The sequence below is a fragment of the Companilactobacillus farciminis KCTC 3681 = DSM 20184 genome (genome assembly GCF_002706745.1).
Classification (GTDB): domain Bacteria; phylum Bacillota; class Bacilli; order Lactobacillales; family Lactobacillaceae; genus Companilactobacillus; species Companilactobacillus farciminis.
In genome coordinates, this window is record NZ_CP017702.1 from 1,928,156 (window position 1) to 1,949,610 (window position 21,455).

General features: G+C 37.2%; 17 protein-coding genes. 3 read left to right on the plus strand and 14 right to left on the minus strand.

What is annotated here, in order from left to right:
- Positions 1–253: 253 nt before the first annotated feature.
- The 12 genes from LF20184_RS09535 to LF20184_RS09595 all read right to left on the minus strand — a co-directional run bounded on the left by LF20184_RS09535 (position 254) and on the right by LF20184_RS09595 (position 15,486).
- Positions 254–1,594 carry a DEAD/DEAH box helicase gene (locus tag LF20184_RS09535; RefSeq protein WP_010018749.1) on the minus strand — a complete coding sequence of 447 codons (1,341 nt, stop codon included), beginning with the start codon at positions 1,592–1,594 and terminating at the stop codon, positions 254–256.
- A complete protein-coding gene (locus LF20184_RS09540; RefSeq protein ID WP_010018746.1) occupies positions 1,595–2,551 on the minus strand; it encodes a DHH family phosphoesterase in 957 nt (318 codons plus the stop codon).
- Positions 2,544–3,677 (minus strand): DNA polymerase IV, encoded by a 1,134-nt coding sequence (dinB, locus tag LF20184_RS09545; RefSeq protein WP_029606455.1) that lies wholly within the window; start codon positions 3,675–3,677, stop codon positions 2,544–2,546. Before dinB ends, LF20184_RS09540 begins: the two co-directional genes overlap by 8 nt.
- A gap of 8 nt (positions 3,678–3,685) precedes the next feature.
- The gene (gene zwf, locus LF20184_RS09550) at positions 3,686–5,125 is read right to left on the minus strand and encodes a glucose-6-phosphate dehydrogenase (RefSeq protein WP_010018744.1); all 1,440 of its coding nucleotides are present in this window, start codon (positions 5,123–5,125) and stop codon (positions 3,686–3,688) included.
- Between the two features lie 491 nt (positions 5,126–5,616).
- Positions 5,617–6,102 (minus strand): preprotein translocase subunit YajC, encoded by a 486-nt coding sequence (yajC, locus tag LF20184_RS09560; protein WP_010018742.1) that lies wholly within the window; start codon positions 6,100–6,102, stop codon positions 5,617–5,619.
- Positions 6,103–6,198: 96 nt separating this feature from the next.
- The gene (tgt, locus tag LF20184_RS09565; RefSeq protein ID WP_010018741.1) at positions 6,199–7,341 is read right to left on the minus strand and encodes a tRNA guanosine(34) transglycosylase Tgt; all 1,143 of its coding nucleotides are present in this window, start codon (positions 7,339–7,341) and stop codon (positions 6,199–6,201) included.
- 9 nt (positions 7,342–7,350) lie between these two features.
- A complete protein-coding gene (gene queA, locus LF20184_RS09570) occupies positions 7,351–8,385 on the minus strand; it encodes a tRNA preQ1(34) S-adenosylmethionine ribosyltransferase-isomerase QueA (protein ID WP_010018740.1) in 1,035 nt (344 codons plus the stop codon).
- Positions 8,386–8,450: 65 nt separating this feature from the next.
- The gene (gene ruvB / locus LF20184_RS09575) at positions 8,451–9,470 is read right to left on the minus strand and encodes a Holliday junction branch migration DNA helicase RuvB (RefSeq protein ID WP_029606454.1); all 1,020 of its coding nucleotides are present in this window, start codon (positions 9,468–9,470) and stop codon (positions 8,451–8,453) included.
- A 13-nt stretch (positions 9,471–9,483) separates the two neighbouring features.
- Positions 9,484–10,071 (minus strand): Holliday junction branch migration protein RuvA, encoded by a 588-nt coding sequence (ruvA, locus tag LF20184_RS09580; protein ID WP_010018736.1) that lies wholly within the window; start codon positions 10,069–10,071, stop codon positions 9,484–9,486.
- A gap of 3 nt (positions 10,072–10,074) precedes the next feature.
- Positions 10,075–12,009: a DNA mismatch repair endonuclease MutL gene (gene mutL / locus LF20184_RS09585; RefSeq protein WP_010018734.1), complete on the minus strand. Its 1,935-nt coding sequence runs from the start codon at positions 12,007–12,009 to the stop codon at positions 10,075–10,077.
- 24 nt (positions 12,010–12,033) lie between these two features.
- Positions 12,034–14,670, minus strand: a complete 2,637-nt coding sequence (gene mutS / locus LF20184_RS09590) for a DNA mismatch repair protein MutS (protein ID WP_010018733.1) — start codon at positions 14,668–14,670, stop codon at positions 12,034–12,036.
- Between the two features lie 12 nt (positions 14,671–14,682).
- On the minus strand, positions 14,683–15,486 hold the full coding sequence (locus LF20184_RS09595) for a TIGR00282 family metallophosphoesterase (protein ID WP_010018732.1): 804 nt from the start codon (positions 15,484–15,486) through the stop codon (positions 14,683–14,685).
- Positions 15,487–15,661: 175 nt separating this feature from the next.
- On the opposite strand from LF20184_RS09595, the gene LF20184_RS09600 reads away from it, so the two are divergent.
- From LF20184_RS09600 to LF20184_RS09610, 3 genes are all read left to right on the plus strand, one after another.
- Entirely contained in the window at positions 15,662–16,231 is a 570-nt protein-coding gene (locus LF20184_RS09600; RefSeq protein WP_010018731.1) for an SLAP domain-containing protein, read from the plus strand.
- Between the two features lie 232 nt (positions 16,232–16,463).
- Positions 16,464–17,636 carry a restriction endonuclease subunit S gene (locus LF20184_RS09605; RefSeq protein ID WP_277751462.1) on the plus strand — a complete coding sequence of 391 codons (1,173 nt, stop codon included), beginning with the start codon at positions 16,464–16,466 and terminating at the stop codon, positions 17,634–17,636.
- Between the two features lie 89 nt (positions 17,637–17,725).
- Entirely contained in the window at positions 17,726–18,652 is a 927-nt protein-coding gene (locus LF20184_RS09610) for a site-specific integrase (protein ID WP_010018729.1), read from the plus strand.
- Between the two features lie 51 nt (positions 18,653–18,703).
- On the opposite strand, the gene LF20184_RS09615 is transcribed toward LF20184_RS09610, so the two are convergent.
- Both LF20184_RS09615 and LF20184_RS09620 read right to left on the minus strand, forming a co-directional pair.
- Positions 18,704–19,852 carry a restriction endonuclease subunit S gene (locus tag LF20184_RS09615; RefSeq protein WP_010018728.1) on the minus strand — a complete coding sequence of 383 codons (1,149 nt, stop codon included), beginning with the start codon at positions 19,850–19,852 and terminating at the stop codon, positions 18,704–18,706.
- Complete coding sequence (locus LF20184_RS09620; RefSeq protein ID WP_010018727.1) at positions 19,845–21,452, minus strand: type I restriction-modification system subunit M; 1,608 nt, start codon at positions 21,450–21,452, stop codon at positions 19,845–19,847. The genes LF20184_RS09615 and LF20184_RS09620 overlap by 8 nt, the downstream gene beginning before the upstream one ends.
- Positions 21,453–21,455 lie beyond the last annotated feature (3 nt).

Genomic DNA, 21,455 nt, shown 5'->3' on the forward strand with positions numbered 1-21,455 from the left:
CTCCCCAAAAAAACGAAAAATCGCTGCATTCCAAGGACGCCACTGCGCGGTACCACCTTGTTTGCAACGATTTTCGTTAGCCTCTCAACACTTATTATTTACAATTTAAATTGGCAGCATCTTTATATTCAATATTTAGGCTTTTTCACCAACTAGCCCTCTCTGAGAAGTACTCAATATAAGATATATCCAAGGAAAATATTAACCATCAACTTAAAAATTGTCAATAATTATATCTGAGCTAACTATTAATCTAGCTATTACGTCTTGCATCTCTTTGTTTTTTACGTTCTTGTCTGATCTTGATCTTTCTTTGTTGACGATGTTCTTCGTTGATCGCCTTTTTGATCTTCTTCTTGTAGCCAGGTTTTCTCTTAGTCTTTTGTTTCTTAACGTAACCAACTAATTTAGTATCAAGCTTTTCTTGATTAGCCTTACGTGTGAAACGACGGTCACGTTCAACGGCTTCAACGATTTCACCATTTTTGATGTCCTTAGGTTCAAAAGAAATACCCATGTGTTCAATGGCATCAATCTTGTTTTCCTCACCGGGATCGTACAAAGTAATGGCAATACCTGACATCTTATTACGACCAGTTCTACCAACACGGTGAACGAAGAAGTCCAAATCGTCAGGAATTTCGGCATTGATAACGTGGGAAACACCATTGATATCAATTCCACGAGCAGCTAAGTCAGTTGCAATTACGAATTGATATTCCATGTTTTCAACTTGTTTCATCGTACGCTTACGTTCTCTGGGTGTTAAACCACCATGAATACGAGCGACCTTTAGACCTTTGCCACGAAGATATTGATAAATCTCATCAACGGTCTTCTTAGTATTAGCGAATACCAAGACTAAGTATGGTTCACCAATCGTCATTAATTGATAAATGATTTCTTTTTTGTCGCGACCGTGTGAGAACATCAACCAGTTGTCAACGTTCTTAGGAATAATGCTGTTGTTCTTGATCTCAACTCTTTGAGGTCCGTGCATGTATTTCTTCAAGAATGGTTCTAGTTTTTGTGGAATTGTAGCTGAAAAGACCATCATTTCGCGGTCTTCTGGCAACTTGTCAGTAATCTTGTCGACAACATCCAAGAATCCCATATCTAAAGTCATATCGGCTTCATCAATAACATATCTTTGAACATTTTCAACGTGCAAGGAATTATCGCTGATCAAATCCCAAAGTCTTCCGGGAGTTCCGATAGCGATTTGTGGTTGGTGAGCTTCTAGTTTTCTTCTTTGACGATCCCTGTCAGCTCCTCCAACGAAAATAAAGGCATTGTATTCTTCAGGATAGTTTTTCAAAATTGCTTGTGTGTCTTCATAAATTTGGTAAGCCAACTCACGACTAGGTGTTGCAATCAAAAGTTGTACTTCTTGATCACTAGTCAAAGCGTTCATTGATGGCAATAAGAAAGCATGCGTTTTACCAGAACCTGTTTCTGATTGAACGATAATATCCTTCTTCTTGTTGATCAATGAAATTACTGCTTCTTGGACTGGAGTTGGTTCTTCAAAATGTATCTCTTTTAATGATTTATTGATAGCATCATTAAAGTTGTATTGTGAAAATTTAGTCATCTATTCACCCTTCTGGTTATATTTAGCTACTAAGTCTTTTAGTTCTTCAAACATTTGTTTTACTTCATCAAGATCTTTGGCAGTTGCTCCACTAGCGAGTGGATGTCCGCCACCATTGTGATTTTTAGCTAATTCATTAATGATTGGTCCTTGAGAACGCAAGTGCATTCTGAAAGTTCCATCATCTTTTTGAACAGCTTCCATCCATGAACAAACTTCTTTCAAACGACCTGGTGTGGAAACGACTGAATTAGCTTGTTCTTGATTGATGCCAAGTTTCTTCATCATTTCGAGGTCAATCACAGCATAGGCTGCACCAGTTTCATCGATTTGTAAAATATCGAATAAAACTCCTTGAAGTTTGGCTTGTTGTAAAGTGATCTCGTTCATCTTGTTGTTAATTGCTGCTGTATCAACGCCTAAAGCGATAAATTTACCACCGACACGCATTGTATGTTCCGTTGTTGCTGGATACAAGAATCTTCCTGTATCGCCGACAATCCCAGCGTATAGGTAATAAGCGACTTCTTTAGTCAAAGTTAATTCAGAACTGCTGTCGATTAAATCAGCGATGATTTCTGAACTGGAACTAGCATCAGTATTAACAAAAAGTTGATCACCATAAGCATCGTCATTAGGATGGTGGTCGATTTTGATCAAGTAAGCTCCATCATCAAAACGTTGATCGTCAATTCTTGGTCGATTGGCAGTATCAGTAACGATTACCAAAGCACCCTTGTAGTCTTCATCAGTTACTTCTTGAACTGTTGAAAGCCATTTTAAGCCTTCAGTATTGTTACCACCAATTAAAACATTTTTTTCTGGAAATGCTTGGCGAATGGCTGTGGCTAAACCAGCTTGAGATCCCAATGCATCAGGATCAGGATTTTGATGACGTAGAATGATAATTCTATCATATTTTTTGATTGTTGCAATTATTTGCGCAAAACTATTCATACTTGTCCTCCTTATAAGACAAATTCAAAGAGACTTCCTCATATGATAATGGGTCCAGATTGGTGACCGTAATCCCCAAGAGGCGAATCTTTTTATCAGTTACCTTTAATTTATCATAAATATCTTTGGCAACACGATAAATTTCTGATTTTGTTTGGACATAGTCTTGAAAACTCATGCGTTTAGTAATCGTTTCAAAGTCAGAATTACGTAATTTTAGGACGACTGTCTTGCCGTGTTGACGTTTCTTTTTTAAATCTTGACTGACTAATTCTGCTAAAAAATCTAATTCGCGATAAATTTGTTCTTCAGTAACTAAGTTACGATTATAAGTCCGTTCGCGACCAATCGACTTGCGTGCTCGATGTCCTTCTACTGGCGCATCGTCGATTCCGTGGACACGTTTATAAATTACGTAACCCATCTTGCCAAATCTCTGCAAAAATTTATCTTGATCGAGTTTTTGTAAATCTTCACCAGTATAAATATCCATCTCGTGCAATTTTTCCTGCATGGCTTTGCCAATACCGTTGAATTTTTCGATTGGAATCGGTTTGAGAAATTCTTTGGCATACTTACCGAGAATAATCGTCCGACCAAAAGGTTTGCGATAATCTGAAGCCATTTTAGCTAAGAATTTGTTGTAGGAAATACCGACAGAACAAGTTAAATTAGTTTCTTTGACGATTCGTTGTTGAATGTAATTGGCAATTTTAATCGTATTAGTTTCGTTGAGTTTGTTTTTGGTGACATCTAAGTAAGCTTCATCCAAAGCAACTGACTGATAGTTATCAGTCACATCCGCAAAAATATCGTGAATCTGATTGGAAACACTGCGATACAGTTCAAAATTAGGCGGCGTGATGACTAGTTTTTCTTTGGGAATCAAATCAACTGCTTGTTGAGCTGGCATGGCTGAATGAGCCCCATACTTTCTAGCATTGTAATTGGCTGTGGTTACTACTCCGTGATGATGGTGTTTTCGTGGGTCTTGAGCTACGATCAAACATTTCTTCTTATACTCGGGATGTTCTCTTTCTTCCACAGAAGCGAAAAAAGCATCCATATCAACATGGATGACTTTTCTGTTTTCTTCAATTTTAATGGGTATTTTTAAGAAGATAATTACTACCTCTAATCATCCCAAACCCAAGAATTACCATCACGTTCGAGTAACATTTCTGCAGAATCTGGTCCCATTGTGCCACTGATGTAATTTGGAAATTCGGGTGTTTGACTAGCCCAACGTTCTTCGATCGTGTCGATGTACTTCCAAGTACTTCTTAGTTCATCCCAAAGTGTAAAGTGAACTCGGTCTCCAGAAAGAATATCGATAATCAAACTTTCGTAAGCTTCACGAGCATTGTCAAATTCCTTCTCTTCAGGGAACTTGATGAAATCTTGAGCTGACTCTTTGTAGTCGATGCCGTTGATCAAAATGCTGTGACCGTCTTTTCTTTCGATCAAAAGTGTCACGACTGTATTCGGTTTGATACCTAGTTCATCAACTTTTTCGTTGAAAACGATATCGATTCTTGAAGTCTTATCAGGCATTCTCTTACCAGAACGAACGTAGAATGGTACGCCACTCCAACGGTCTGAATCAAATTCAAGCTTACCAGCAGTGAAAGTTTCAATGTTAGAATCTTCTGCTACTTTGTCTTCTTGACGATAGGCATTTTCTTCACCGAGATTATCAGTATCATATTGTCCACGAACAAAATCTTGATCAACTTGTTCTGGAGTCATTTCTTTCAAAGAAGCGAACAAGTCACACTTGTGTTTGTGAATAATTTTGGCATCAGTAGCTTCTGGCTCATCCATAGCTGTAGCACCGATAATTTGCATGATGTGATTTTGAACCATATCACGAAGAACCCCAGCAGTTTCATAGTATCCACCACGATCTTCAACACCGATTTTTTCGGCCAAAGTCACTTGAATATTTGAAACATACTTGTTGTTCAAAGCCTTTTCGAACTTAGGATTGTGAGCACGAAGGTCAGGAATAACTTGAACCATCTTCTTACCTAAATAGTGATCGATACGGTAAATATCGTCTTCTGGGAAGGCTTTAGAAATATTGCCGTTCAATTCGCAAGCTGAATCTAAATCACGACCAAATGGCTTTTCGATAACCAAACGATTGTAACCGTCAGTCTTCAAGCCTTCTGAATTGATATGTTCAGCAACAGTTCCAAAGAATCTTGGAGCAATTGCCATGTAGTAAACGCGGTTGTGGCCAGCAGAAAATTGATCATCTAATTTAGCAGCCAAATTCTTTAGAGCAATGTAATGTTCTGAATCATTGACGTCATGTGATTGATAGAAGAAATGTTGTGCAAATTCTTTCATTACACTTTCACTATCATCAAAGTAGTCCTTCAAAGAAGTGATAACAGTTTCACGGAAATAGTCATCACTCCAAGGACGACGAGCAGTACCGATAACGGCAAAGTGATCCTTTAAAAATCCTGATTTATACAAACGGAACAAAGAAGGATACAGTTTCCGATGAGCTAAATCACCAGATCCCCCAAAAATAATAAAAATTGCTGATTTTTCTGTAACCATTTTTAAACTCCTTTGAAAGCATCATGTAGTTATATTTTACAACATGAATTATTAAACTTCTTCATTAAACGCTTATTATTTATATAAATATGTTGTTTACTTGGAAATGATATACCCTCAAGTTGGGTTTAAGGCAAGGAAAAAAACTTGTCTAAGGATGCCGTCGTCCGCAAAAGCCCTGTGATTGGCTGGAACGCTGCCGGCACTATTTTGAGCTTTTGCATGGCCCCAAAGACGCAAAATCTCAAAACTAGGCCTTTCACTAAGCGATACATCGCTAAGTGAAAATTTGGCGGCTGAGCCATCACAGGGCTTTTGCTCCCGACTAGATTCTTCATTTTTGCTTCTCTGTCTTAAAGATTAAAATCAAAAACAAAATCCAAAAACAAGTTCAAATGAAAAGACAAAAAACAAAACCTTAAGATCAAAATATTAACATCAAAACTTACAAAAAAAGATTGGAGCGCTTGGCTTCAATCTTTTTTGATTAATTATTTTGTTTCTTCTTTTGTATCTTCTGCATCTTTTGATTCTTCAGCTTTTGGTTCTTCAACCTTTGTATCTTCGGCTGGTTTTTCTTCAGCAGTTTCTACTTTTTCAGTTTCAGCTTCTTTTGGTTCTTCGGCTGGAGCTTCTGATTTTTCATTCTTTGTTTCTGCACTGTCTTCTTTAGCAGCTGTTACGCTGTTACCTGGTTCAGCACGGCGAATGAAGTTTAAATCAAATGTTAAATAAATTCCGTCACAATCTACGACAACTTCTTTGTTGTTACGGTCGATTGATGCGATAACACCTTTGATACCACCAAGAGTAACGACTTTGTCACCCTTGTTCATGCCTTTAAGCATTTCTTGACGTTTTTGTTGTTGTTTCTTTTGAGGACGAATTGATAAAAAGTACATACCAACGAACATGATAACGACAAAAATCATGAGTCCCATTGATCCACCAGCACCTGCAGCGCCTAATGTAAGCATATTCAAATTTTCCACCTCTTAATAATTTGCATAAGTATAGATTAACAAATATTTCTTTGTCTTTCCATACTAGTAGGTTTTTCTTATCAAAATCTTCTAAAAATTCTTGGCGTTTTCTTTGTTGAAACCGTAATCTTCAAAAACGTGTTCTCTAAATTCTAGTAAATTGTCATCTTTGATAGCTTGACGAACGCCTTTCATCAAGTTCAACAAGAAGTACAAATTGTGGTAACTAGTCAAATGTGTACCGAACAATTCGTTGGCGTTGATCAAATGACGGATGTAAGCACGTGAATAGTTGCGACATACGTAACAGTCACAGTCTGGATCGATTGGACCAAAGTCTCTGGCATATTTGGCATTCTTAACGACTAGACGGCCGTGAGTTGTCATACAAGTACCATTTCTGGCAATTCTCGTTGGCAAGACGCAGTCAAACATGTCGATTCCTCTAATAACACCATCGATCAATGAGTCAGCAGTACCTACTCCCATCAAGTAACGAGGTTTGTTTTCTGGTAGTAATGGTGTTGTGAAATCAAGCACACGATTCATTTCGCTCTTTGATTCACCAACTGAAAGTCCCCCGATTGAATAACCTGGGAAGTCCATACTTACTAAGTCTTCGGCACTTTGCTTACGTAGATCTTCAAAGCCTGCACCTTGAACGATACCAAATAATGCTTGCCAGTCAGGATTTCGGTGAGCTTTTAAACCACGTTCAGCCCAACGACTAGTTCTAGCAACGGATTTCTTGATGTAATCATAGCTTTCGAAGAATGGTGGACATTCATCCAAACTCATCATGATATCTGGTCCTAAGTAATTTTCAATCTTGATAGCTTTTTCTGGTGACAAGAATTCACGACGGCCATTCAAGTGGTTTCTAAAGTGAACTCCGGCTTCAGTAATATCACGAGTATTAGCTAATGAAAAGACTTGAAAACCACCAGAATCAGTCAAGATACCTTTGTCCCAATTCATGAATTTGTGCAAACCACCGGCTTCTTTAACGATGTCTTCACCAGGGCGCAACCACAAGTGATAAGTATTAGCCAAGACGATCGTAGCACCAATTTTTTCTAGGTCTTCGGGTGCCATGTTTTTAACTGAAGCTTCCGTTCCAACTGGCATGAAGATTGGTGTTTCAAAAGTTCCGTGTGGTGTTTCTAACATACCTAAACGTGCGCCAGTATGCTTTTCTTTTTTAATTAATGTGTATTTAACAGCTGGTTCCATATATTCCCTCTACTTAATGAACATTGCATCGCCAAAACTGAAGAAACGATATTTTTCCTCAACAGCGTGACGATAAGCGTTCAAGATATTTTCACGACCAGTAAATGCGGCAACTAACATAACCAAAGTTGATTTTGGCAAGTGGAAGTTAGTAATAAATTCATCGACAACTTTCCATTCGTAACCAGGTTTGATAAAGATATCAGTCCAACCACTGTCGGCTTTGATTTCTCCATTGAACTTAGTACCGATAGTTTCAAGCGTTCTGATTGAAGTAGTTCCAGTCGCAACGATCTTGCCACCGTTTTTCTTAACTTCATTCAAAGTCTTAGCTGAGTCTTCATCCAAACGATAAAATTCTGAATGCATTACGTGCTTATCAACGTCAGATTCAGTTACAGGTCTAAATGTTCCTAGACCAACGTGTAAAGTTACATAAACTAATTTAACGCCTTTTGCTTCAACTTGTTTGAGCAAATCCTTAGTCCAGTGCAAACCAGCAGTTGGAGCAGCAGCTGAACCATTTTCTTTGGCATAAACAGTTTGATAACGGTCAGGATCATCGAGTTTTTCTTTGATGTATGGAGGAAGTGGCATTTCACCTAATTGTTCCAAAATCTCCATGAAGATTCCTTGGTAATGAAATTCGATGATTTTTCCACCGTGTTCAAGATTCTCCAAAACTTCAGCTTCTAGTTGACCATCGCCAAATTGAACTTTGGTACCGACTTTGGCACGACGAGCTGGCTTCATCAAAACTTCCCACTTGTCGCCTTCGATGTTGTTCAACAACAATACTTCTTCATGACCGTCAGTGTCTTCTTTAGTCCCGTACAAACGAGCTGGTAAAACTCGAGAATTGTTCATAACTAAAGCATCCCCAGGATTCAAATAATCCAAGATGTCATAAAAATGCTTGTCTTGATATTCTCCTGTTTCGTGGTCCAAAACTAGTAGTCTTGAGTGATCACGGTCTTTGATAGGTGTTTGGGCAATTAGTTCTTCTGGTAAATCATAATCAAAATCTTCGGTTGATAGTGACATTAATGTAATCTCCTTTTATGTGGTTTAACAAAATTCTTTAGATACGCCAAAACGAGTAAATCGCTTTACTCGTTTTTTTCGGGATAAGGTATTCCCATGTGTTCATAACCTTTTCTCGTCACGACACGACCCTTGGCAGTTCTCTTCAAGAATCCCATTTGCATAAGATATGGTTCATAAACTTCTTCAATTGTTTCTTGGTCTTCACCGATATTGGCAGCGATGACTTTTAGACCGACGGGACCACCATTGTATAGTTCAATGATCATCTCTAAAATTCGCCGGTCCAAGTGATCTAATCCGGCATCGTCAACTTGTAATTGGTTCAAAGCAGATTTTGCCATCTTGTAGTCGATCGTATCTTGATTAGCTACTTGAGCAAAATCACGAACACGTTTTAACAAGCGGTTGGCAATTCTAGGTGTCCCACGGGATCTTCTAGCAATCTCATGAGCCCCTTCTTCATCGACATTGATGTTTAAAACTCGTGCAGAACGGAAAACAATTTTAGACAATTCATCTATGGTATAGTACTCCATTCTTTCGACAATTCCAAACCGATCTCTTAATGGAGCAGAAAGTTTCCCGGCAGCCGTTGTCGCACCAATCAAAGTGTAAGGCACTAGTTGATGATGCAATGAACGTGACTCACTGCCTTGACCAACGATAATATCAATGTAGAAATCTTCCATTGCTGAATACAAAACTTCTTCAACTGCTCTAGGCATACGATGAATTTCATCAATAAATAAGACGTCGCCTGGCTCTAATTCGTCCAAAACAGCTACTAAGTCTCCAGATTTTTCAATCGAAGGACCAGTTGTCGTATGAATATTTACGCCCATTTCATTAGCGATGATCATAGCCAAAGTTGTTTTACCTAACCCTGGAGGCCCATATAACAAAACGTGGTCTAGAGTTTGTTGGCGTTGTTTAGCAGCTTTGATATAAACATCTAATTCTTTTTTTGCTTTTTCCTGACCTAAATATTGGTCAAAACTTTGGGGACGGAGCGTTTGTTCAACGATATTTTCAATATTATCTAATGAATCAGCATCCGTTAAACGTTCATCATCGTTTTGAATAATCTACACCTCCCTAACTCAATAATTTTAATCCGGCACGTAAGTACTCGTCGGCAGATTTGAGATTTTCTTTTTCTAATTGTGACTTTACTTTACTGATCTCTTTAGCTGAATAACCTAATGAATCTAAGGCTGCTAGTCCATCCTCTAATTCTTGGTTGCCGTTACTTAAGACAGCTGGAGTTTCACCTAGAGTCATCTGACCTTCAGCGGTAAATTTACCAGATAGATCCAAGATGATTTGTTGAGCGGTCTTCTTACCAATCTTAGGAAACTTAGTTAAGAATTTGACGTCGTCATTTTCAATCGCATGGATCAAGCCTTGCAAGTCTTGCCCAGCTAAAATTGCTAAAGCACTCTTTGGTCCGATTCCTGAAACGCTGATTAAATGTAAGAAAATATTTTTCTCATTCAAATCATAAAAACCATACAACGACTGCTCATTGTCACGAACGATTTGTTCAACATAAACTCTAGCTTCTTGGTTCTCTTCGTAACGATAAGGATTAGCCACTTGTACTTTGTAACCGACACCTTGGACATCCACCACAATATATGAAGGAGTCACTGCTGTTATTAAACCATTCAAATATTCAAACATAATTTATTCACTCTCTCTAGTATCGTGTGGATCTTGGATTCTCTTGAACATTTTCTCGAGATCCTTGTTGCTAAATTGCACTAATACCGGACGACCATGGGGACAATTATAAGGATTCTCGGCCTTAGTCAAATTCTCCAATAACTTTCGTGCTTCATTGTCAGTTATGTGGTGATTAGCTTTGATAGCTCGCTTACAACTCATCATGATAGCGTTCTTCTCACGAAAACTAGCCACACTAATTTTAGAATCATTTAGGACATAGTCAATCATTTCTTTGATGGTCGACTCTTCTTGCCCGGGCACAAACCAAGTCGGATGAGTGTTGACAACAAAACTATTTTGACCAAAGTCGTCCAAATACAAACCAATACTCTCCAAAACGGGTTTCTTTTCTTTGATCAAAATACTTTCAGCGTTGGGATAATCCAAGACGATTGGGACTAATAGTTTTTGTTGGTCGTTGGAAACTTTGCCAATCTCTTTACGATAGTATTCGTAATTAACTCGCTCTTGGGCGGCGTGTTGATCAATCAAGTAAAAGCCATCTTCACTCTCAGCAACTAAATAAGTTCCGTGGATTTGGCCGATGTAACGTAAATCTGGAAAGCCAATCGTTTCTTCTTGTGATACTGGTTCTTGTTGAGTTGCTTGTTGCGAGTCGACCACTCTGAGTTTTTGTTCAGTTTCTTGTTTGAGTCGTTGGTCCCAAGACCTAAGATGTTTGGGGTCTTTAAAAATTGGCATCCCATCCATCGGCGTTTCTACTGGCGCTTCTGGTGACATTGGACGCTGATATTCTGGTGCCGGTTCAGCTGTAGCAGTCATTAGTGGTTCGTTGATCTTGTCGATAGTCGATACATCATTCAAACTGATTTGTTCAGGTTTATACGTATCAACTTTTGGAGTAATCTCTTTTTTACCAAGATTTTTGACTGCATCTGGAATCAAGTTTTGATCTGACAAACGTTCACGAATCCCATTGCTGATCAAGTCACCGATGTGACCTTCGTTAGTAAGTCTAACTTCTTGTTTCGTCGGATGAACGTTGATGTCGACTAGAGCCGGATCCATGGTGATATCGACTACCGCAATTGGAAATCTTGCCACCATCAACTTCGAACCATAACCTCTGATGATAGCGTTAGTTAGTTGGAAATTGCGAATGTAGCGACCGTTCAAAATTATTGAAATGTACGAACGATTGGAACGAGTCGTATCTGGCTTTGAAAAGTAACCTTTGATTTGATAATCGGGGTCAGAATTTTCAAAATCGAGCATGTGACTAGCAATCGTGCGACCATAAATTCCGGCAATCGTCTGCTGTAAATTGTTGTTGCCAGAAGTCCAAACTAAGTCCTTACCTTCGTGAATCAAGCGAAATGAAATCTCGGGATGCCCCATGGCTAAACGGTCAACGATATCGACGATTTTGTTCAATTCAGTGTGCAGCGACTTAACGTATTTCAAACGAGCCGGCGTATTGAAGAACAAATCTTCAACTGTCATAGTTGTTCCTTTTGAACGGGCAAAAGTTTCCTTCTTGATCAACTCATTACCTGAGAACTTAGCCCGTTGAGCTGACTTACCGTCAACACTTGAAACAACCGTCAATTTGGAAACAGAAGCGATACTAGCTAAAGCTTCACCACGAAATCCCAAGGTTTTGACATTGAACAAGTCACGGTCAGTTGAAATCTTACTAGTCGTATGTGGCAAAAAGGCAACTTCGACATCATCACTAGCAATTCCTTTACCATTGTCATTGACTTCGATCGACTTCAATCCTGCTTGGGCGACGGTAATTAAAACTTGAGTAGCTTTGGCATCGATGGAATTTTCCACCAGCTCTTTGACGACTGATGCTGGGCGTTCAATAACTTCCCCAGCTGCGATCTGGTTGCTTAATTCAACTGGTAGTTCATGAATAATACCCATTTTTCCACCTTCTTTTATTTAAGTTTATTTGAGTTTTTTCTGCCATTTGTAAAGTAAGTTAATGGCTTCAATTGGGGTGATACCCATTAAATCTTGTTCAGAAATTTCTTTTACCACTTGTGATTCTTTGGTGGATATCTTCTTAGTAGTTGGTTTGGGTTCTGGGAAAAGCGACAATTGTTGTTCGTCGTCATCTACCGTATCAACTACTTCTGGTTGTTCTTTGACTTTTTCGACTGGCTTTAGAGCAGCTGGTTCATGGATACTTTCCGAAGTCGTCGTATGAACGGAAGTTTCTTCCAAACTGCTCAAAATCTTGCCGGCACTGTTCAAAACTTCTTCTGGCAATCCAGCTAATTTAGCAACGTGGATTCCGTAAGACTTATCCGCAGGTCCGGGCAAAACTTTGTGCAAGAAGACTAAATCGCCATTTTCTTCAGAAGCGTCAACGTGGACATTTTTCAAACCTGGTAATTGAGCTTCTAGTTCCGTCAATTCGTGATAGTGAGTTGAAAACATCGTCATCGCATGTACATTTTTGTCGATGTATTCGATGATTGCTTGAGCCAGCGCCATCCCGTCATAAGTAGCCGTTCCTCGACCAATTTCATCAAAGATGATCAAACTATTCTCAGTCGCATTCTTCAAAGCATCATTAGCTTCACGCATCTCGACCATGAAAGTACTGTCACCAGAAATCAAATCATCGGCAGCACCGATTCTAGTAAAGATGTGATCAAATATTGGCAATTTGGCACTCTCTGCGGGAACAAAACAACCGATTTGAGCCATGATAACGATCAGAGCTAGTTGACGCATGTAAGTACTTTTACCGGACATATTGGGTCCAGTTATCAACAAAATATCAGTGTCTTTGTCAAAATTGACATCATTTGGAATGTAGCTGTTATTACTCAAGACTTTTTCCACAACTGGGTGACGTCCGTTAGTGATTTTTAGCTCGTGTTTATCCACAAATTCTGGAGCGACGTAGTGGTAATCTTCACTGACGACCGCAAAACTCTGGAGAACATCGAGTTGTGACAAAATATTAGCTAGGGCTTGAATACGTCTGATTTGGTCTTTGATTTTTTGACGAATGTGGTCAAATAAGTGATATTCCAAACCTTTTGACTTCTCTTCAGCCTCTAGGATCATGCTCTCTTTTTCTTTTAATTCTGGTGTGATGTAGCGTTCAGCATTGACCAAAGTTTGCTTTCTGGTATAGCGGTCTTCTGGGACTTTGTCGATATTAGCACGACTGACTTCGATGTAGTAACCAAAGACCTTGTTGTAGCCAATCTTCAAATTATTGATACCAGTTTCGTCTTGTTCCTTAGCCTTTAAAGTAGCGAGCCACTTCTTACCATTTTTTGAAGCGTCGAGATATTGGTCAAGTTGGTCGTTGTAACCTTCTTTGATCAAACCCCCGCCAGTAACAGAAATTGGAGCTTCTTCAACGATAGCTTGGTCGATCAAATCACGGATATCAGCCACTTCGTCGATTTTTTCCACAAAGGCTGTCAATTCGTCATCACCGATATCTAGCAAGATAGACTTAATTTCAGGCACTTGTTGTAAAGAAGTCTTCAATTGAATCAAGTCACGGCCGTTAACAGTTCCATAAGCTACTCGTCCAGCTAAACGTTCAAGGTCATAAACCTTTGTTAAATAATCTTGGAATGATGATCTTTGGAAATAATTATCCAAGAATACTTGTACGAAATGCTGACGTTGTTTTAACTTATCGACTGAAATCAAAGGTCTGGCTAACCATTGTTTGAGAAGTCGACTTCCCATGGCAGTTTTCGTTTCGTCTAAGAGCCACAAGAGTGTTCCCGACTTCTTATTAGTCCGAATATTTTTGAACAATTCCAAATTGCTTTGAGCCGAATGGTCCATCAATAAATAAGCGGAAGTTTCATATGATTGAGCCGGCTTCAAATGGTCGAGGGAGCGCATTTGGGTTTTGATTAAATAACTGATCAATAGCTTAACAGTATCAACTTCTTGATCATTTGAAATCTGTGAAAAATCGAAACTGTAATTGTCATCTAACTCATCTAATTTAGAAATCAAGATACCGTATTTGCGCAATTGGTCGAGGTATTTTTGTGGGAAACTACCGTAGACAACTGTTTCTTTAGTATCGAGATTTTGCAATTCATTGGTTAAATCTAACTGATTTTTGACTGAGGTAACTTTAACTTCACCAGTGGATAAGTCAGCATAAGCTAAGCCAAAGACATCTTTGTGTGCTGTGATGGCTGTGATGTAGTTGTTTTCCTTAGCTTGGTTGGCTTTGTCCATGATAGTTCCAGGAGTAACTACTCGAGTCACGCCACGTTTGACCATTTTACCTTGGGCATCAGCGGGATTTTCTAGTTGGTCACAGACAGCAACTTTGTAACCTTTATCCACAAGGGTGTCGATATAGCCTTCAATTGCATGATGCGGCACTCCACACATGGGGATACCCTCGTCAGCTTTTTTGTTGCGGGATGTCAAAGTCAATTCGAGAATTTGTGAACCTTTGACAGCATCGTCGTAAAACATTTCATAAAAGTCACCAACTCGATATAACAAAAAAGCATCTGGGTATTGTTTCTTATACTCCAGATATTGCTCCATCATTGGTGTTTCTTTAGTTTTTTGAGGCATGAATTCCCTCCATTAATTCAAAAAAGTTTGATTATTTGGTGTAATTACATAATTTTTGATACTACGTGCATTGTTTGTTTTGTCATTTATTTCAACAACACAGAAATTAATTTGCATGCGACCATCTTCATCAACATCGAAGCGATTAGGTCTTTGCGTTAAGAAGTTATTGATGATTGGTTCTTTTTTGTCACCTAAGATACCGTCGTATGAACCGGTCATCCCGACATCAGTCAAGAGTGCCGTTTGCTTGTTGATAACTTGTGCATCATTAGTTTGAACGTGAGTGTGAGTTCCGACAACTGCTGAAACACGACCAACCATGTAATTGGCAAAAGCAATCTTTTCACTAGTTGTTTCAGCGTGGAAGTCAACAAATTTGATAGCATCATCGTCCAAAGTCTTCAACAAATCATCGGCGGCTAAAAACGGATTATCGAGCGCACGCATCATCGCTGTTCCCATCATGTTGATGACGTAGACTTTTTTAGAATTGACGTTGATTTCGATAAAGCCACGACCAGGAACATTTTTACCAGGGAAATTGTATGGACGTAAAATATTTTTCTTAGGATCATCGATGAAGTCTAAGATTTCACGTTTATCCCAAGTATGATTTCCTCCCGTGACCACATCAGCTCCAGCACGAGTGATCTTTTGATAGTCAGGTTCTTTGGTTCCCTTACCACCAGCAGCATTTTCACCGTTTACGATGGTTAGTTGTGGCTTAACCTTCTTTTTGATTTCAGGTAGATACGTTTCAATTGCCTTAATGCCGACAGAACCTACGACATCTCCTACGAAGAGTATTTTCATATTATTTTATCCCCAATCTTTACCTATGATATTGTATCAATTTTAGTGAAAATAAAAAAGACCAAGCGAACACTTGGTCGTATATTTTAACACTAAAAAACTTGCTTTTAAAACCAGTAAGAAATTTTATTTTTTGCTATACTGGCGGTGCAAATACAATGAAAAGGAGTTCTACATGAAAAAATACCACGCTTTGAGTTTATTTTCTGTTCTTTTTCTTTTAGTACCTTGCACTACTTTGATCGACGTATCAGCAAAAACTACCACTTATAATTATTTTCCAACTGACAACGGACCAATCGATACTAGTTATTCGGGGATTGTCACTACTATTGGCAATAAACCATTTTTAACATTGTATACCTTCAATAACAATCAATTCAGCTTGATTCGTAATCGTGCCGTGGCACCTAAGACAGCTTGGTTTTATGATCAGACTGTTTCAAGAAATGGTGAAATCTATTATCGGATTGCGACTAATGAATGGATTCGATTTGATGAGTTGGAAGGTTTCAGTGGTCATCACAATCGAAAACACTTTGAGAAAAAGACCATTACGATTCGAATTGGTCCGGTCTTGCCTGCCCCTGTTTTTGATGGGAAATTAAACGATACTGGGAAGACTTTGGCTGTTGGTAGTGAGTGGATTGCCTTTGAGAAGCCTGCTTATTTGGGGGATAATGCTTATTATCAGATTGGGAAAGATGAGTTTGTTGCTGGAGAGAGAGTTATTAATTTGCATTGATGGTTTTATTTTGAATTTTAAGGCTGAGTTTTGATGCTCGGTCTTTTTTATTTTGGAGACTTTTTTTACTTTTCTCCTTTTGATTCCTTGGAGTATTAAGTAAATCTAAAGTTATTGTTATTTAACCGAATTATTACTCACCCAATAATGATCAAAAATAAGTTTTACTATTTTAACAATAATTATATTTGTTATTATTAAAGATTTTTGTCTAATAAAAATAATCAAAATAATCAAATTTAATTTCTACTTTTTTACTAAAACTTGGGAACTTCGTAAGCTAAATGATGTAGTATCTGTAACAATGGGACAATCACCAAAATCTTCAAATTATACAAACAATCCCAAAGATTATATTTTAGTTCAAGGAAATACTGATATTGTGGACGGTTGGGTAAAACCAAGAATATGGACAAAACAAATAACTAAATCTGCCAAAAAGGGAAGTACGCTTTTGAGTGTACGAGCTCCTGTGGGTGATGTTAGTAGTACAAACTATGACATTGTCATAGGTAGAGGTATTGCTGCATTAAGTGAGAACTCATTTATTTTTCAATTATTGAAAAAAATAAAATCGAGTGGTTATTGGAATAAGCTTACTACCGGATCTACATTTGAATCAATTAATTCAGATGATATTAAAAATTTGAACTTTTATATTCCATTTAATATCGCCGAACAAAAAAAAGTATCAGACTTACTATCTTTGATTGATAACTCGGTTGCTCTACAACAACGTCAATTAGACTCCTACAACAAGCTTAAAAAAGGATTATTACAAAAATTATTCCCGAAAGATGGGGAAAGAGTACCCGAAGTTAGATTTGCTGATTTTCATGAAGACTGGGAACAGCGAAAACTAAAAGATTTAGCCAATGTTATTGGAGGCGGAACTCCATCTACAAAAATAGGTGAGTATTGGAATGGAGATATAGATTGGTATTCTCCTGTTGAAATAGGTAAAAGTATTTTTGTAAATCATAGTCAAAAAAGAATAACCAAACTTGGACTTAATAAAAGTTCAGCAAAAATATTACCAATTAATACTTTACTATTCACATCTCGGGCGGGTATTGGAAATACTGCAATATTAAAAAAAGAAGGAACAACTAATCAAGGTTTTCAATCAATAGTACCCATTAAAGATAAACTGGATATATATTATTTATATTCAAATTCTGATAAATTGAAAAGATATGGAGAAAGAGTTGGTGGAGGTTCAACCTTTACAGAAGTATCAGGCAAACAAATGAAGGAAATGCCGATTACAATACCTACCATACATGAACAAAAGAATATTGGTCATATATTTCAATTGTTAGATTTTCAAATACTATTACAAGAAAATAATTTAAAAAAATTAAAGCAGTTAAAAAAGTTTCTACTACAAAAATTATTTATTTAACAAAATCGAATGCTAGAATTTTCAACTTCTGGATAATAAATACTGGTATCTAAATTTAATACCACATAAATTATTCGGAGGTTTTTTCTATGCCCAGAACTAAATCATCACAGTTATTTTATAAGTATTATGAAGAATGGATTGAATTGTACAAAGTTAACGCTATTAGATCAGTCACTTTGGACAAATATTATATGAGCCTAAAATGGATTACTAAGTTGGCTCCGGAATTAAAGTTAAATGATTTGAATCGAAGAACTTATCAGAAATTGATTAATGATTATGCTTTGGAACATGAGAAACAAACTACTCAAGATTTTCATCATCAAGTAAAAAGTGCCATTATGGATGCTGTAGATGAAGGATTGATCAAACAAAATCCTACTCGAAAAATCATTATTAAAGGAAAAAAGCCAAGCAAAAAGAAACCTAAGTTTTTAAATCAATATGAGTTGCAACAATTAATCAGACAACTTGATCTAGGAACAGAATTAAATTGGGATTGGTACATTTTACTGGTAGCTAAAACTGGATTGAGATTTGCGGAAGCTTTGGCAATTACTCCAAATGATTTTGACTTTGCTAAGCAATTATTGAATGTCAGTAAAACTTGGAATTACCGAGCAACGAAAGGTAACTTTCAACCTACTAAAAACTTCTCATCAATCAGAAAAGTCCAACTTGATTGGCAGATTGCTATGCAGTTTTCTCAGATGGTAAAAAACTTACCTGAAAATGAACCGATTTTTGTTAAGCAGCGTGTTTTTAATTCGACCGTAAATAATCGTCTAACTGTTTTATGCAAACGTGCTGAAGTTCCCATCATCACTGTCCATGGGCTTAGACATACTCATGCATCGATTCTCTTATTTGCTGGGGTTTCGATTGCCAGTGTTGCAAGAAGATTGGGACATTCTAATATGACCACCACTCAAGAAACTTATCTTCATATTATTCAGGAATTAGAAACGCAAGATGGCGAAAAAATAATGCGACAAATGGCTCAACTAATGTAAAAAGACAAACATGACAATATTTAAATTGTTGTGTTTGTCTTTTTGTTATTATTAGATGAATAGCTTTTGCAGTAGATATTTTTTTAGAGATTTTAATTCATTTAATTGCTTGTGTTGTTGGGCAATAAGCTTATCTACATGCCGTAAAATATTTTCAATTTTTTTCTGTTCGGTGATGGTTGCAATGAACAAACTTTGATTTTTAATAATATCAGAATTTAAATTAATTTGGCTACCAGGTTGACCGTACTTTTTCCATTCATTTTGATAATAAGTCAACCATTGAAACATATACTCAATTTCAAATTTTGGATTTAAAAATATTAAAAACCCATCATGTACCCCTGTGGGAATGTAATTTATTACAGGTTTCCCTACTGATGCTGCAATACTTAAAAGCAGATGGGGAGTATTAACTATTCTGGTTTTACTTTGACCTGCTTCGGACAATCTTTGGGTAAGATGTGTTATTCTTCCATTTTGAGAGGTAACATCAGAAATTCTTAACCATCCAATATTTGATTTATCATTAAACCACTTTTTACTTTTTATTGGTCTGGGAGAAGCTCCACGAACTATTTGCGCCATCATTCCTAACTTATGCTGTTCCCAATCTCCAGTGAAATTAGTAAATCTTACTTTAGGTACCTTTTCCCCATCTTTAGGGAATAGCTTTTGTAATAATCCTTTTTTAAGCTTGTTGTAGGAGTCTAATTGACGTTGTTGTAGGAGAACCGCTTCTGTAATGTTTTTTAATAAAATTCCAAGTTTCTTTTGTTCTAATTGAACAGGGTAAAATTGTATTACTTTTTCTATAGTCTTCTTAGATAAACTTGGTACCCCAGATGCTTCATTCAATTTTTTCCAATTGAATTTTTGAACAATTGCATATAAGAATAATATTTCAAAATTAGGCTTAGGGGTCATATAAAATAATGTATCAACTGTCCAAAAAGGGGCCTTCAAATATTGTGGTTTATCTATCGTACCTTTTCTTCCAAGACCAATGCCATCTACTTTGGATAGGTCTTCATCGACTGAAAGCATATAACCGCCAGTGCCGTATACGGGAATATTTCCTTTATTTAAATGTTTGTAATCTTTTCCAGAGTGTATGATTAGAGTGTTCTGAAATGAATGCTGTTCCCAATCGTCAGAAAACCCTTTAAATCGAACCTCAGGCACCATTTTCTTATCCATGATTATTCACCTCATCATTCAACATAGAGATAAAATCATTAAGATCATTCTGAGTCTTTTCATCCGAAGAAGTGAGTTCTTTCATCATTGAAAGCAACTCATTTTTATTTTCCATAATTTTTTTGTTATTTTCTCGAATTTCTTTAGTAACTTCACCTAAGTCAATTTCTGGTTCAGGTTCAAAAGTATCAACATATCGAGGAATATTTAAATTGTATTCATTCTCTTTAATCTCATCGATTGTCGCTACATGAGCGTACTTATCAACGTTCTTACGGTCTGCATAAGTTTGAACAATTTTATCGATATTTTCTTCAGTTAATTTATTCTGATTTTTACCTTTTTCAAATTCATTACTTGCATCAATGAATAAGATATCATCATTAGTTTTGTTCTTTTTGAGAATCATAATTAAGGTTGGAATACTTGTTGAATAAAAGATGTTAGCTGGAAGCCCGATAACAGCGTCAATTTGGTTCTTATTAATCAACTCTTTACGAATCGTTCCTTCAGCTGCACCACGGAATAAGACACCATGTGGTAAGACAATTCCCATCGTACCAGTCGGTTTCAAATGATATAAACCATGCAATAGAAAGGCATAGTCGGCTTTAGTTTTAGGTGCTAATTTTCCATAATCACGAAAACGTGGGTCACTCAAACGACCAGCGTTATTATCCCAATGGGCTGAATAAGGAGGATTCATCGCTACAGCATCGAATTGATAAGGTTCATCTGATGGCCAATCAACGTCCAAAGTGTCACCATTACGAGCATAAATATCTTCGTAACTTACACCGTGCAACATCAAATTCATACGAGCTAAGTTAAAAGTTGTATTGTTCAATTCTTGTCCATGATAACTAATTGGTTGATCTCCAGTTACTTGATCAGCAATCGTTAATAGCAAAGAACCTGAACCCATAGCTGGATCATAGACACTACGAATTTGAGTATCTCCTTCTTTGTGACCAATAGAAACAATCCGAGCAATAATTTCACTAACTGATCTTGGTGTGTAGAATTCTCCAGCCTTTTTACCAGCACTCAAAGCGAACTCACTAATTAAATATTCATAGGCATCCCCTAAAACATCGCGACCATTATCAAAATTAATATCTTTTAAAGAAGTAATAACGTCGTTCATAGTTTGACTGGGATTTTTGCCTAATTTATTTGAATCTAAATCAATATCAGAAAATAATCCTTCGAAATCTTCTTCCGAACTGTGCCCTTTTACTGATTGTTCAACATTGAATAATGCTTGTTTCAAATCACTAATTTGGAATTGATGATGTTGAATTCTAACGACCATCGAGTCAAATAAATCATTAGGTTCAATGATATATCCGTTAGCTCCATATAATTCACTCTTAATATCTTCTTGTTGCTCATCCCAATATTTCTTATAGACTTCGATTGGATCACCATCTTCACCAGTAGCTTCCATAACTGTTTTCAAAGTCATATCACTTAGGAATCGATAAAAAATCAAACCTAACAAATAGTTTTTATATTCACTAGCATCCATCGTTCCTCTCAAGGCGTTGGCGGAATTCCACAATGCTTGCTCTAATGTTTTTGATGTATCTTCACTCATTTT